General features: G+C 48.9%; 12 protein-coding genes. All 12 read right to left on the reverse strand.

All coding sequences use genetic code 11. The features are described from left to right. Window positions 1–94: 94 nt before the first annotated feature. Entirely contained in the window at window positions 95–364 is a 270-nt protein-coding gene (gene rpsO / locus N179_RS06430; protein ID WP_023468676.1) for a 30S ribosomal protein S15, read from the reverse strand. 123 nt (window positions 365–487) lie between these two features. Then, window positions 488–1,417, reverse strand: coding sequence for a bifunctional riboflavin kinase/FAD synthetase (locus N179_RS06435; RefSeq protein WP_055968627.1), 930 nt, complete (start codon window positions 1,415–1,417; stop codon window positions 488–490). A gap of 16 nt (window positions 1,418–1,433) precedes the next feature. Continuing rightward, a complete protein-coding gene (truB, locus tag N179_RS06440) occupies window positions 1,434–2,342 on the reverse strand; it encodes a tRNA pseudouridine(55) synthase TruB (RefSeq protein WP_023468678.1) in 909 nt (302 codons plus the stop codon). A gap of 50 nt (window positions 2,343–2,392) precedes the next feature. Next, window positions 2,393–2,734, reverse strand: coding sequence for a 30S ribosome-binding factor RbfA (gene rbfA, locus N179_RS06445; protein WP_023468679.1), 342 nt, complete (start codon window positions 2,732–2,734; stop codon window positions 2,393–2,395). 39 nt (window positions 2,735–2,773) lie between these two features. Beyond that, window positions 2,774–4,945 carry a translation initiation factor IF-2 gene (gene infB, locus N179_RS06450; RefSeq protein ID WP_023468680.1) on the reverse strand — a complete coding sequence of 724 codons (2,172 nt, stop codon included), beginning with the start codon at window positions 4,943–4,945 and terminating at the stop codon, window positions 2,774–2,776. A 15-nt stretch (window positions 4,946–4,960) separates the two neighbouring features. Beyond that, window positions 4,961–5,263, reverse strand: coding sequence for a YlxQ family RNA-binding protein (locus tag N179_RS06455; protein ID WP_023468681.1), 303 nt, complete (start codon window positions 5,261–5,263; stop codon window positions 4,961–4,963). Then, window positions 5,256–5,525 carry an RNase P modulator RnpM gene (gene rnpM, locus N179_RS06460; RefSeq protein ID WP_023468682.1) on the reverse strand — a complete coding sequence of 90 codons (270 nt, stop codon included), beginning with the start codon at window positions 5,523–5,525 and terminating at the stop codon, window positions 5,256–5,258. The genes N179_RS06455 and rnpM overlap by 8 nt, the downstream gene beginning before the upstream one ends. Window positions 5,526–5,528: 3 nt before the next feature. Continuing rightward, window positions 5,529–6,638: a transcription termination factor NusA gene (nusA, locus tag N179_RS06465; RefSeq protein ID WP_023468683.1), complete on the reverse strand. Its 1,110-nt coding sequence runs from the start codon at window positions 6,636–6,638 to the stop codon at window positions 5,529–5,531. A 17-nt stretch (window positions 6,639–6,655) separates the two neighbouring features. Beyond that, window positions 6,656–7,123: a ribosome maturation factor RimP gene (rimP, locus tag N179_RS06470; protein WP_023468684.1), complete on the reverse strand. Its 468-nt coding sequence runs from the start codon at window positions 7,121–7,123 to the stop codon at window positions 6,656–6,658. Window positions 7,124–7,252: 129 nt separating this feature from the next. Then, window positions 7,253–11,524 (reverse strand): PolC-type DNA polymerase III, encoded by a 4,272-nt coding sequence (locus N179_RS06475; protein WP_200934663.1) that lies wholly within the window; start codon window positions 11,522–11,524, stop codon window positions 7,253–7,255. Between the two features lie 147 nt (window positions 11,525–11,671). Further along, window positions 11,672–13,372, reverse strand: coding sequence for a proline--tRNA ligase (locus tag N179_RS06480; protein WP_075642536.1), 1,701 nt, complete (start codon window positions 13,370–13,372; stop codon window positions 11,672–11,674). Window positions 13,373–13,406: 34 nt separating this feature from the next. After that, on the reverse strand, window positions 13,407–14,648 hold the full coding sequence (gene rseP / locus N179_RS06485) for an RIP metalloprotease RseP (protein WP_023468687.1): 1,242 nt from the start codon (window positions 14,646–14,648) through the stop codon (window positions 13,407–13,409). Window positions 14,649–14,659 lie beyond the last annotated feature (11 nt).

A 14,659-nucleotide genomic window follows, 5' to 3' on the forward strand; every position in this document is an offset into this window, starting at 1 on the left:
AATTATGTAGGTTCTTGCGCAAAAAGTCCATGAATCGGCAAAAAAAAGAAACAGGAGACGATGCTCCTGCTTCCCTACCTCGTTCTCGTCGGGATTAGCGACGGAGACCAAGACGCTCGATCAACGAACGGTAACGTGCAACATCCTTGTTACGAAGGTATGTGAGCAAGTTACGGCGACGACCGACCATTTTCAAGAGACCACGACGTGAGTGGTGATCCTTTTTGTGTGTACGTAAGTGATCGTTCAAAGTTGTGATCTGTTCAGTTAAAACAGCAACTTGTACTTCCGGCGAACCAGTATCGCCTTGTTTCGTAGCATATGCTTCGATGATTTCGTTTTTACGTTCTTTTGTGAGTGCCATTGTCACTCCACCTCCATCTTATGAATGACCGTATTCCCGAGCATCGGATGGTGAGACCAGATGCCAAGTGAATCGGCTGTACGTAATCGTACTGACCTATCATAACGAACCCTGTCCGTACTGTCAAACGCTTAATCGTGTATTTGCCTCTTCGCGGTCTCGTGTCAACTGTTCTTTCAATTGATCGATACCATTGAAGGCTTTTTCATCGCGTAAATAAGCAATCCATTCAAGCGTCAATTCTTGACCATAAAGATCCTCATCAAAGTCAAGAAGATGTGTCTCAATACTGACGTCTCCCGTCTCATAAAACGTCGGGCGTCTGCCGACGTTCGTCATCGCTTTGAATCGACGACCGTCCGCTAAGCGAACGAATGTCGCATACACACCAAGTTTCGGTATGACGTAGGCGAATTCTGGGCGCATGTTGGCTGTCGGGAAGCCAATTTGTCGACCGCGTGCGTCACCGTGAATGATCGTGCCTTTGATTTGGTAGGGTTCTCCAAGCAAACGTGCAGCCGGTTCGACTTCTCCTGCAGCAAGTAAACGACGAATCCGGGTTGAGCTGATTTTTTCTGCTTCTTCTTGGAACTCTGCTACAACGGTGTGCGTGAACGTGCCACGACTATGAAAATCAAGCGTCGTCATTTTGCCAGCTCCGAAGCGACCATAGGAATAATCAAATCCAGCGACGACATGCTCTGCACCGGACGCAATCAGATATTCATCGACGAAAGCTTGCGGTGACAATTCCGAGAAAGGAATCGTGAACTCAATGACGTAAACACGATCGACACCAAGGCGTTCGATTTTCTCTAATTTACGTTCAAGCGGCGTGATGTAGCGGACCGGTTCATCCCCTTTACCAAGTACTTGTTTCGGATGTGGATCAAAGGTCATGACAGCCAAAGGCAGGCGACGAGCCTCCGCTTCTTTCCGTGCTGCTGCGATGACTTGCTGATGTCCGAGATGTACACCGTCAAAAAAGCCAAGTGCGATGACAGCAGGGGCTTTTTGAGGCTGTTCCGGATATGTCAAATGTATGATGTCCATGATGCTCTCTCCGATCTTAATCGATTTGTAGCATGACCTCGACGCGTGCTACCTGTTCTTCTGGAAGACGTCGATATAGCGCTAAAGGTACGTCCTCTTCATTATAGACAGTAAACAGCTCGAATTCGACTGGAATGCTTGTCAGCTTTGCTCCGTTCAAGACACGTTGCGCTGTTGCTGCATCAACCGTCAATCGTGGCCATTTTTGGATGACGTGTTCGATCGGAAGGACGTGTTGCATCCGCTCTTCGACTGTCTCATACGATTCGAGTGTCTCGAGTGTGACGGTGTCCGTCTCAGCAATCGCACCAGAACCTGTCCGGCGTAAGTCGCTCATGTGTGCCGCATAACCGAGTCGTTCTCCGATTTCGACTGCTAGTGTCCGGATATAGGTCCCTTTTCCACATGCGATATCAAGGCGGAAGCGACAAAGACCATCTTCGAACACAAGGTCCGATGTCCGTTCCAATCGATCGATACGGACGATCCGTGTCGGTCGCTCGACTTCAATCCCTTTTCGTGCATATTCGTATAGTTTCTTCCCGTTCACTTTGACTGCTGAATAATACGGTGGCGTCTGTTCGATCTCTCCTGTCAAGGCGCTCAGAATATCAGCGATCGCCTCTTCAGTAATACTTTCGGGTTCGACCGGTGTTTCACGAACGATCTCTCCGTGTGCATCTTCTGTCGTCGTTGCAAAACCGATCGTCACTTCCGCCGCGTAACGTTTTCCTTCATCCGTGATGAAACGGGCAAGTTTCGTCGCTCGACCGAGACAAATCGGTAAGACACCTGTTACTTCTGGGTCAAGCGTCCCTGTATGTCCGACTTTTTTCGTCTGAAACAAGCGACGTAGACGAAAGACACAATCATGACTCGTCATGCCGGCTGGTTTATCTAGTGGTAATACTCCGATGGGTTCCACGTGATGTCCTCCTTGAAAAAAGGCAACCACACGCGTGGTTGCCTTAGGTGTTAATCTTTGTTCAAATTCCGAAGCAACTCATCAATGCGTGATCCGTATTCGACAGAAGAATCGACCTCGAACAATAGTTCAGGTGTTTTCCGCAGACGAATCCGCGATCCGATTTCCTTACGCATGAAGCCTTTTGATTTTTCAAGACCGATGCGCGCATCCTCACGTGCTTTTTCGTCACCGAGGACTGAATAGAAGATCGTCGCTTGTTGCAAGTCTCCTGTCACTTCGACACCTGTGACGGTAATCGGCTTGACGCGTGGATCCTTGACATCCTTGATGAGCAGTTGCGTAATTTCCTTACGCACCTGTTCGGCGACACGATTCGAGCGTAAACTCATGTTTGTTCCCTCCAGTTCGGAAGAATGGATTCCGTTCTGTTACTTCCGTTTGACTTCTTCCATGATGAACGCTTCGATGACATCATCGACTTTTACGTCATCATAACGTTCGATCTTAATACCACACTCGTAACCAGCAGCGACTTCTTTGACATCATCTTTGAAGCGGCGAAGTGTATCGAGTTTTCCTTCGTAGATGACAATGCTGTCACGAACGACACGGACACCTGCATCACGCGTTAACTTACCTTCCGTGACATATCCACCCGCGATCGTACCGACTTTCGATACTTTGATGACATCACGGACTTCAGCTTGACCGATGATTTTCTCGACGAACTCAGGATCAAGGAGACCTTTCATCGCTTGCTCGATTTCTTCAATCGCGTTATAGATGATCCGGTGAAGACGAATTTCAACCTTCTCCTGATCCGCCATTGATTTCGCGTTACCATCCGGACGAACGTTGAATCCGATGATGATCGCATTTGCTGCCGAGGCGAGGATGACGTCACCTTCCGTGATCGCACCAACACCTGAGTGTACGATGTTAATTTTAACACCTTCGACATCAATTTTCTTCAATGAACCGGCTAAGGCTTCAACTGAACCTTGGACATCACCTTTGATGATGATGTTGAGGTCCTTGACTTCGCCTTCTTTGATGCGGTCGAAGAGATCTTCTAAGCTAACTTTCGCTGAATCGCGACGTTGTGCTTCGATTTCACGTTGGTAACGTGCTTCACCGATTTGGCGTGCTTTTTTCTCATCTTCGAATGCGAAGAATTGATCGCCCGCTTTCGGGACATCGTTTAGACCTGTGATTTCGATTGGCGTCGATGGTCCGACTTCTTTGACACGACGACCGATATCGTTGACCATTGCCCGGATACGACCGAACGTGTGACCGACAACGATCGGGTCACCAACGCGAAGTGTTCCGTGTTGAACGAGAAGTGTAGCGACTGGACCGCGTCCTTTATCGAGTTTCGCCTCGATGACTGTTCCGCGACCGTTCATGTCTGGTGTTGATTTGTATTCTTGAACTTCTGAGACGAGAAGGATCATCTCGAGCAATTCGTCGATGCCGTCTCCTTTAAGAGCTGAAACCGGTACGAAGATCGTATCGCCGCCCCAGTCCTCTGCAACGAGTTCGAACTCTGTCAATTCTTGTTTGACACGGTCAGGGTTCGCACCCTCTTTATCCATCTTGTTGACAGCGACGATGATTGGAACGCCAGCTGCTTTCGCGTGGCTGATCGCTTCTTCCGTCTGCGGCATGACACCGTCATCGGCTGCAACGACGATGATCGCGATATCCGTGACATCTGCTCCACGTGCACGCATCGTCGTGAACGCCGCGTGACCTGGTGTATCAAGGAACGTGATCTTCTTGCCGTCAATCTCAACTTGGTAAGCACCGATGTGCTGCGTGATCCCGCCGGCTTCGCCTGCAGTGACCTTCGTGTTACGGATCGAATCGAGTAATGTCGTTTTACCGTGGTCGACGTGTCCCATGATCGTAACGACCGGTGGACGTTCAGACAATTCGTACTGGTCAAGGTTCAATTCGTATTGATCAAAGTCCGTCTCATCGACTTGGACAGTCTTTTCGACTTCAAAACCAAACTCTGTCGCGAGCAGTTCGACTGTCTCGTCATCAAGATCTTGGTTGATCGTCGCCATGACACCGAGACCCATCAATTTCATGATCAGTTCATTCGGTTTTTTCGCCATTTTTTCAGCGAGTTCACCGACTGTCAAGTTGTCAGAGTATTGAACGACGTTTGCCATCGCCTCTTCTTGCGCTCGGCGAGCTGCTTTCCGTTGACTCGACTTCGAGTTCGGATCCGCTACTTCAAGTTTGCGTGGTTCTGCTTTCTTTTGGTTCGGACGACGTTTGCCCCCACGGTTGTTACGGTTGCCGAATTCTGGGCGTCCGCCTTTGCTGTTACGTGATTGGTTACCTGCTGGTTTGTTTGTACTTCCTGGTCGGTTCGGTTTATTATCTGATTTCACTTGTTTTGGAGCCTCCGTCTTTTGAGCCCGATATTTTTCGGGATTAAATACTTGATCGAGTTGCTGTACTGTCTGTTCATCTAATACTGCCATATGATTCTTGACTGGTTTCTCCAGCTTTTCGAGCTGGGTGATGACCTGCTTACTTGTTACGTTTTGTTCCTTGGCGAATTCGTATACACGCTTACCCAAAGGATCCACCTCCAATTAGTCGTTCGAGAGGAGTTCAGTTAGCTTTTTCGCAAATCCGGCTTCATTGACTGACACGACAACACGCGCATCCTTTCCTAATGCTTGACCGAGAATCGTCCGGTCGGCGACTTCTAGGTAAGGAACCTGATAACTCGTACATTTATCTGTGACTTTCTTACGCGTGGCAGCCCCCGCATCTGCTGCTAAAAGAACAAGCTTCGCTTGTCCTCCTCGTACTTCTTTCAGTACGAGTTCTTCTCCCGTCGTCACTTTTCTAGCTCGATTCGCGAGACCGAGAAGGGATTCCCATTTACTCATTTGTACCTCCCGCGATTTCAAGCAATTCATCGTATAAGGCATCTGTCGTCTTGACCTTCAAATGATGATCAAGCGTCCGTTTTTTCTTCGCCGTCGCAATGACTGCCGCATCTTTCGATAAATAGGCACCTCGCCCATTCATCTTACCATTTAAATCGATGACGACCTCTTGTTCAGGTGTCCGGACGACGCGAATTAATTCTTTTTTCGGTTTCATTTCTTGTGTGATGACACACTTACGTAATGGTACCTTTTTTTGCACGAATTATTCCTCGCCTTCGACTTGGACCGCTTCTACTGCCGGCTCTTCCGTCGCGAAGACATCTTCGAGATCCATTGCTTCCGCTTCAGACTCGCTCTTGATGTCGATTTTCCATCCTGTCAATTTCGCTGCGAGACGCGCGTTTTGACCACGTTTCCCGATGGCAAGCGACAATTGGAAATCTGGAACGACGACGATTGTCGCTTTCGCTGGTTCGTTGACATAGACCGCAACGACTTGAGCTGGGCTGAGTGCATTCGCAACATATTCTTTCGGATCATCCGAGTAACGGACGATATCGATTTTTTCCCCGTTCAAATCATTGACGATGCGTTGAACACGTGCCCCTTTTTGCCCGACACATGCACCGACTGGATCGATGTCATCCGCCGCGACTGCGATTTTCGAACGGTCGCCCGCTTCACGCGCCACAGACTTGACTTCGACTTCGCCACTTGAAATCTCTGGTACTTCGATTTCAAAGAGACGTTTTAAGAGACCTGGATGTGTCCGTGACACAAGAATCGATGCCCCTGATCCTTTGACCATTGGATCAACTTTCGTGACGTACACCTTGATGCGATCACGAATCCCGAAACGCTCGTTCGGCATTTGCTCGTGTGTCGTCAAGACAGCTTCGATACCTTCTAGGTTGACGTACAAGTTGCGTGCATCTTGACGCTCGACGATACCTGTCATGATCTCATCTTCACGATCCGCGAAGTGATTGTAGATGCGTTCGCGTTCTGCTTCACGCATTTTTTGTGTGACGATCTGTTTCGCCGTTTGTGCTGCAACACGACCGAAGTCGCCTGGCGTCACTTCGACTTTATGGAAATCGCCGAGTTCATATGTCGGATCGATCTCGTGCGCTTCTTCAAGCGAAAGTTGCTCTTCTGGTTGTGTCAATCGTTCGACGACTTCCTTAAGCGCGAAGACACGGATGTCTCCTGTCTGCTGGTCGAATTCGACCTTTACAGCCTCCGATTCTTTTCCGAAGTTGCGTCGGTACGCTGAAATCAATGCCTGTTCGAGCGCATCGATGATGATGTTCTTGTCAATTTCCTTCTCTTTCGCGATTTGATTGATCGCCTCGAGTAACTGTGGTCCCATCGTTCTCTTCCTTTCCGTCAGAACATTACCGCAAGTCGCGCAAGTGAAATCTTGTCGACCGGTATCTCAATTTTCAATTTTCTTGTTTTGACACGCACTTCGATTTCAAGCATCTCAGGTGTGTACGCGAGCAACGTTCCTTCGAATTCAACCGCATTCTTTACTGGATCGTGCGTTTTGATGTACACATGTTTCCCAATCGCCTTTTCGAAGTCCTCGTCTTTCTTCAGTGGACGTTCCGCTCCTGGACTAGCGACGTCGAGGTAATACGGCTCGTCGATCGGATCATTGTCATTCAATGCTTCCGATAACTGTTCATTGATTTTGACGCAGTCTTCAAGATCCACGCCACCCTCTTTGTCGATGGAGACACGTAGGAACCAATCCGCCCCTTCTTTGACGAATTCAACGTCGACTAGCTCCATCCCCTCTCGTTCGACGATTGGTTTTGCGAGCGCTTCGACCTTTTCCGTTACGTTCGTCATCTTCATCCTCCTTCAAAAAACAAACAAGAAAGGAGCAGGTCCCCCTACTCCTTCCAAGTCGTAGTATAAAAAACATTTCCTCACTCAATATAGCATAGGAAAGCGCTCAAAGCAAGTGTTCCTAAGGGCTTACAAGTCGAACAAGGAGAGCTGATTCTCGTCCGGTAACCCTTCGAGACAGCCTAGGTTATCGAGCGTCTCAATGATCGATTTCGATAACTTAGCGCGTTTTTGGAGGTCTTCCTTCGAGAGGAATTCGCCGCCTTTACGTGCTTCGACGATCTGCTTCGCTGCATTCGTCCCGAGACCTGTCACGGCATTAAACGGTGGTAACAACGTATCTCCGTCAATGAGGAATTCCGTTGCACTTGAGCGGTAGAGATCGACCTTTTGGAACGTAAAGCCACGTTCGATCATCTCAAGCGCGATTTCAAGAACCGTATACAGCCCTTTATCCTTCGCCGTCGCTTCAAATCCTTTATCCTTGATGTCTTGCAAGACTTTCCGAACGGCAGCAGAGCCTTTATTCATCGCACCGATATCAAAGTCACCCGCACGAACCGTAAAGTACGAAGCGTAGTAATACATCGGATGGTGGACCTTATAGTAAGCAATCCGGACAGCCATCAAGACGTAGGCGGCAGCATGGGCTTTCGGGAACATGTACTTGATTTTCTTACAAGAATCGATATACCAGAGAGGTACATCGTTCTCGATCATCGCCTCTTCCATGTCAATCGAAAGTCCTTTCCCTTTTCGGACCGACTCCATGATTTTAAAGGCAAGCGACGGTTCAAGACCGGCGTAGATCAAGTAGACCATGATGTCATCTCGACAACCGATGACGTCTTTTAGTTCACACGTTCCGTTGTAGATCAATTCGCTGGCGTTTCCGAGCCAGACATCCGTTCCGTGCGAGAGTCCTGAAATCTGAACGAGCTCTGAGAACGTCGTCGGTTTCGTCTCTTCTAACATTTGGCGGACGAACTTTGTTCCAAACTCCGGAATGCCGAGCGTTCCTGTTTTTGAATCAATCTGTTCCGGCGTTACACCGATCGATTCCGTCGAACTGAAGATTTTCATGACTTCTGGGTCATCGACCGGAATCGTCTTCGGATCACGTCCTGACAGATCTTGTAGCATCCGGATCATTGTCGGGTCATCGTGACCGAGGATATCGAGTTTGAGTAAGTTATCGTGAATCGAGTGGAAGTCAAAGTGTGTCGTCTTCCATTCAGAACCCATATCGTCTGCCGGATACTGAATCGGACTAATATCGTAAATATCCATATAGTCCGGTACAACGATGATCCCACCCGGGTGTTGTCCGGTCGTCCGTTTGACACCGGTGACACCACTGACGAGACGATCGACTTCCGCATTCCGATACGTCAACTCATTCTCCGACTGATACCCTTTGACGTAGCCATACGCTGTCTTCTCAGCGATCGTACCGATCGTTCCGGCACGGTAGACGTAATCGTCACCGAACAGGACTTTCGTATAGGCATGGGCTTGTGGCTGGTATTCTCCACTGAAGTTCAAATCGATATCCGGTACTTTATCCCCTTTAAATCCGAGGAACGTCTCGAACGGAATATCATGACCATCCTTAAACAATGGGACATCACATTTCGAACAAGACTTATCCGGTAAATCGAATCCCGAACCGACGGAACCGTCATCGAAGAACTCCGATTCCTTACAATTCGGACAGACGTAATGCGGTGGCAATGGATTGACTTCCGTGATCTCGGTCATCGTCGCAACGAGACTTGATCCGACCGATCCTCGTGAACCGACCAAATAGCCGTCGTCGAGTGATTTTTTAACGAGTTTATGGGAAATCAGATAGATAACGGCGAATCCGTGACCGATGATCGACTTCAACTCTTTTTCGAGGCGGGCTTCGACGATCTCCGGTAACGTGTCGCCGTAAATCCGGTGCGCCATATCGTACGACAAGTTCCGTACTTCTTCATCTGCTCCTTCGATCTTCGGTGTATAGAGATCCTTTGGAATGATGTCGATGTTCTCGAATTGCTCCGCGACGGCTTGACTGTTCGTGATGACGAGACGTTCCGACACATCCGGTCCGAGGAACTTGAAGTCGTCCATCATTTCCTTAGTCGTCCGGAAGTGTGCCGGTGGCAATTGTTTTCGCATATTCAGCATGTTTGCTCCACCTTGCGTCCGGATCAAAATCTCCCGGTACGTCGCGTCATGTTGATCGAGGTAATGCACGTTTCCTGTCGCGACTGGTAAAATATCATGTTCTTCCGCGACGCGGATGATCTTTTTAATCAGTTCGCGCAGTTCGAGTTCATTCTGAACGATTTCCCGTTCAATCAAATGACCATACATCGCGGGTGGCTGAATCTCGATGAAATCATAGAACTGCATCACTTTTGCTAAATCTTCGTCCGACTTGTTCAAGGCAGCATCAAACACCTCGCCATTATCGCAAGCTGATCCAATGATCAATCCATCCCGATGCGCGACGAGTTGCGAGCGTGGTGTGCGGACGACACGGTGCACGTGTTTCGTGTGAGCAATCGAAATCAATTGGTACAAATTCTTCAAGCCCGTCCGGTTCTTCGCATAGACCGTCGCGTGGTATGGTCGTGCCCGCGAGATATCTTTCCCCATCTCCCGGTTGAGTGAGGCGTGTGTCTTCATGTCGAACATCTCATCTGCCATTTGCAGCAATTTGACCATCAAATAGCCTGTCGCTTCCGCGTCATAGATGGCGCGGTGATGCTGCGTCAATTCGATGTCAAATCGTTTCGCGAGTGTGTTCAATCGGTGGTTTTTTAGCGTCGGCATCAAAACACGGGCTAGCTCAAGCGTATCAATGACTGGCAAGACCGATTCATCGTGTCCACCGGAACGGAGTGTCGCATTCAAGAATCCGATATCGAATGAGGCATTATGGGCAACGAGAATCGAGTCGCCGACCCAGTCCATGAATTCCTTGACGACTTGTTCCGGGTCTGGTTTTCCGCGGACCATATCATCGGTGATCCCTGTCAAATCAATCGTCGTCGCCGACAATAGATGCTTCGGATCCGCGAATGCTTCGAACTTATCGATGATATCACCGTCGTGGATCTTGACGGCTGCAAGTTCGATGATCTTGTTGTACATCGCCGATAGACCCGTCGTCTCGACGTCAAAGACGACGAATGTCGCGTCATCTAAGTTACGGTCCACGGGATGATAGGCGACTTGCACCCCGTCATCGACGACATTCGCTTCGATTCCATACAATACCTTGATATCGTTTTTCTTTCCGGCATAGTAAGCATCCGGGAAACTTTGGGCACCCGCGTGATCCGTGATCGCAACAGCAGGATGACCCCATTTCGCCGCTCGTTCAACGTATTTCGTCACGTTCATGACGGCGTCCATCTGGCTCATTTGCGAGTGCGCGTGTAACTCGACACGCTTCTCGCCTGCCCAAGGGTCAGCCGGTGCTTCCATCTTCACTTCTGACAGTTGGGCAATCATCATACAAAGATCGCGCAGGAATGTATCGAACTCAACGCGACCTGCCGCTTGGATCCACATCCCTTTTTTGATCGCAGAGAGAATCTTGACGTCTGTTTCGTCACGCGCAAACATCTTGACGACGAGGGAGTCCGTATAATCCGTCATCTTAAACGTAAAGATCGTCTTTCCACTTCGTAGTTCACGACTCTCTGCCGAGAAGACGAGACCACGAATCGCGATTCGTCGTTCCTCGTCTTGGATCGTCTTGATTGGGACAATCTCATCTTGAATCGGTTTCCCGATCCGGATTTCAACCGGTCCTTCATCGTCATCCCGCGATTGTTCCCGTTTGAATTGCAACTCGAGCATCCGCTTTGCTTCTTCCATGTCTTCCTGTTTCACCTGATTGCGCAACGCTTCTTGTTTCGATTCGTTAATTTGAACAATCGGTTCACAGTTGAATTTCGGGAATCCGTAAGCACTATAAAGTAACTGCAATTCCCCACATAAGCTACTTTTTAAGAATCCTGCTTCCGGTTCACTCCGGACTGGAATGAATAATTTCTGTTCTTTGAACTCCGGTAAGACACGTCCGAGTTGTGTCCGCATCGCCGATGAAACGTCGGCGAGATCTTGCACGACATATGGCCAGTAATCATGATACAGGCGTTCGTCTGGTCGACCATCTGCGTATAGGATGACCTTGACTTCGGCGAATTGCTGATACCGACTTATCAAACGACTCGTAAAGAGTTGATAGACGTTTTGGGGCAAAACGTGTGGCAAGCGGATTTCAAATGTCCAGGTTGCTTTTGCTTTATTGACGCGAAGCTTCTCAAGAACTGCTTCGTTAAAGTATTCTTCAATGATACCGTTCGGTAATTCCAAGTCACTCAGCAACAGTGACATGCGTTGTTGTGTATCCACTCGCAATTGTGCTGTCTGATCGCTTCACACCGTGACAGCAACTCCTCCTCCTCTTGCGGATTGCCCAAGGGGCGAATGGGTGTGAGACAAGAAAACAGTCACTTTATGAAAAGTGACCGTCTCCATTCTTTATTCTAAACCTTCATAGAGTGAACGAACAGCCTCAACGACTTGTTCTTGTCCAATTTCTTCTGCATCGCCATCGCGACGAGCTTTTAATTCGACGATTCCTTCTGCCGCTTTTTTGCCGACGTTCAAGCGAACCGGTAGACCAATCAAATCCGCATCGGCGAATTTGACGCCTGCTCGTTCTTTCCGGTCGTCAAGCAGGACGCTGAATCCTGCAGCTGTCAATTCACGGTATAGTGTTTCTCCGAGTTCAAGCTGTTCTGCATTTTTACCATTGACGACAATCAAATGGACATCGTATGGTGCGATTGCTTTTGGCCAAATGATTCCGCGCTCATCATAATGTTGTTCGACGACTGCCGACAATGTCCGCGAGACACCGATGCCGTAACATCCCATGATGAGTGGTTGTGCTTTACCGCCTTCATCAAGGAACGTCGCTCCCATTCCTTCAGAGTAACGTGTTCCGAGTTTGAAGACTTGACCGACTTCGATGCCACGTGCGAATTTAACGTTTCCGTTGCCGTCTGGTGACGCGTCACCTTCTTCGACGAAGCGCAAGTCCGTATAGTCTGCTTCGAAATCACGGCTTGGATCGACATGGATATAATGTGTTTCCGCTTTGTTTGCACCACAGACAGCGTTCGTCAAGGCACGTACCGCGTAATCGGCGACGATCTTCATGTCTGCCCCGATCGGTCCGAGTGTTCCAGGCGTTGAGTGAAGCGCTGCTTCAATCTCTTCGTCGCTCGCCATCGTGATGTCGAGTGCGCCCAGATAGTTTTTCAATTTGATATCGTTGACTTCGTGATCGCCCCGGACGAGTGCCATGACAAGTCCTTGTTCCGTTTTGAAAATGACGGTCTTGATCGATTCATTTGCTGGTAAGTTCAGATGTGCACTGACCGCTTCAATCGTCTTCGCATCTGCCGTATGCACTTCTTCAAGTGCTTCTGGTGCTTTGTCTTGCTTCGGATAGGCATCGATCGACTCTGCCATCTCTAAGTTCGCTGCATAATCCGATTGGTCCGAGTAGACGATCGTGTCTTCACCGATTGCTGCTAACGCATGGAACTCATGTGTTCCACTACCACCGATTGCACCCGAGTCAGCGACGACTGGACGGAACTCAAGACCCACACGTGAGAAAATCCGCGAATACGTATCAAACATGTTTTGATACTCTTCGTCTAAGCTCTCTTGTGACGAATGGAACGAGTATGCATCTTTCATGATGAACTCACGACCACGTAATAAACCGAAACGTGGGCGACGTTCGTCACGGTATTTCATTTGAATCTGGAAGAGATTGACCGGTAACTTTTTGTACGAGTTCAATTCATCACGAACGATTGAAGTGATCAGTTCCTCGTGCGTCGCTCCGAGCGCGAACCGGCGATCATGACGATCCGTCAAGCGCATTAATTCAGGTCCATAGATATCCCAGCGTCCTGTTTCTTCCCATAGTTCAGCTGGTTGAATCGCTGGCATCAGTAATTCTTGCGCACCCGCTGCCTCTAATTCCTCGCGAATGATTGTCTCGATGTTTGCGAGAACCCGTTTTGCGAGTGGGAGATACGAATAGATTCCAGCGGCATTTTGACGCATGAATCCTGCACGAAGCAAGAGTTGGTGACTGATGGCTTCTGCATCAGATGGTACTTCACGCAACGTTGGCATGAATAGTTTTGATTGTTTCATAATGAGTCACGAACTCCTTTGACTGAGTGATTAATTAAAAGAATTTTTGAATGTCGTTCCAAGTAACGACGAGCATGAGTAACATCAAAAGCGCAAAACCGACGAAGTGAACCAATCCTTCTTTTTGAGGATCGACAGGTTTACCGCGTAAGGCTTCAAGGAAGAGGAACAGCAAGCGTCCTCCGTCAAGTGCTGGAAGTGGCAATAGGTTGAAGACTGCTAAGTTAACGGACAACAGTGCCGTCCATGTCAAGAGCATCGAGAACCCACTATCTGCGACCTGATCGGTCATCTTGACGATCCCGACTGGCCCTGATAATTGATCGACGCCAACGACACCGGTCACGAGATCTCCAACCGCTCCGACGATGAGCGTCGACATCCGCCATGTTTCTGAAACGCCCGTTTGTAGTGCTGTTCCGAATGATTTTTCTGTCTCATTCGTAACACCAATGATGCCGACCTTCTGTTCTCCTTGCTGTTGCACTTTTGGCGTGATTTCAGTTGTCGTCTCTTTCCCATCACGCTCATATTTTACTTCTGTCGCTTTCCCAGCACGATCTTGGAATCCAGCACGTAAATCCGTCCATTTGGCTGTATCCTGTCCGTTGACTGAGATGATTCGGTCACCTTCAACAAGTCCTGCTTGATCGGCAGGTGAACCTTTTTGTACTGTTCCGATGACGCTTTCCCCTGTCGGAGAGCCATTATATAAGGCAAGACCGAATAAAATGACGAACGCGAGGACAAAGTTCATGAACGGTCCTGCAGCAATCGCAAGGACGCGTTTCCAAACGGATTTCGAACCAAATGTGCGATCATACGGCGCAATTTGTGTCCGTGTCTGACCTTCGACAAGAAATGCTGTCGGGGAGACAGGGTATCGGACCGAGGTCTCATCCTGTAACCCAACGAGTTCGAGTTGACGCAACAAGTCAATCCGCTCGACAGTAACGACTTGGTCGACTTGTGGCTGATCTGCATCGAAATAAATCGTCTCGATGACACCGTCTTTTAACTGTAATCCGACGGTTTGACCTGATTTGATCTCAACGAGTTCAGGTTCTTCACCCGCCATCTTGACGTAACCGCCAATCGGCAACAGGCGCACCGTATACAACGTCTCATTTTTAAACACTGAAAAGATCTTCGGTCCAAATCCAATCGCGAATTCCCGACAGAGAATACCTGCCCGCTTCGCCATTACGAGATGACCCCATTCATGGACGGCGACGAGTACACCGAACATCAGTACGATTGAAATAAAGGTCGTCATTACTTATCCCA

It is taken from the genome of Exiguobacterium indicum HHS 31 (assembly GCF_001939065.1).
Classification (GTDB): domain Bacteria; phylum Bacillota; class Bacilli; order Exiguobacteriales; family Exiguobacteriaceae; genus Exiguobacterium_A; species Exiguobacterium_A indicum.

What these genes read in the sequence shown, in the direction of transcription:
- rpsO (WP_023468676.1), bottom strand. Translation starts at nt 364, where the DNA reads ATGGCACTCACAAAAGAACGTAAAAACGAAATCATCGAAGCATATGCT.
- N179_RS06435 (WP_055968627.1), bottom strand. Translation starts at nt 1,417, where the DNA reads ATGGACATCATACATTTGACATATCCGGAACAGCCTCAAAAAGCCCCT.
- rbfA (WP_023468679.1), bottom strand. Translation starts at nt 2,734, where the DNA reads ATGAGTTTACGCTCGAATCGTGTCGCCGAACAGGTGCGTAAGGAAATT.
- N179_RS06455 (WP_023468681.1), bottom strand. Translation starts at nt 5,263, where the DNA reads ATGAGTAAATGGGAATCCCTTCTCGGTCTCGCGAATCGAGCTAGAAAA.
- nusA (WP_023468683.1), bottom strand. Translation starts at nt 6,638, where the DNA reads ATGGGACCACAGTTACTCGAGGCGATCAATCAAATCGCGAAAGAGAAG.
- rimP (WP_023468684.1), bottom strand. Translation starts at nt 7,123, where the DNA reads ATGACGAACGTAACGGAAAAGGTCGAAGCGCTCGCAAAACCAATCGTC.
- N179_RS06475 (WP_200934663.1), bottom strand. Translation starts at nt 11,524, where the DNA reads ATGTCACTGTTGCTGAGTGACTTGGAATTACCGAACGGTATCATTGAA.
- N179_RS06480 (WP_075642536.1), bottom strand. Translation starts at nt 13,372, where the DNA reads ATGAAACAATCAAAACTATTCATGCCAACGTTGCGTGAAGTACCATCT.
- rseP (WP_023468687.1), bottom strand. Translation starts at nt 14,648, where the DNA reads ATGACGACCTTTATTTCAATCGTACTGATGTTCGGTGTACTCGTCGCC.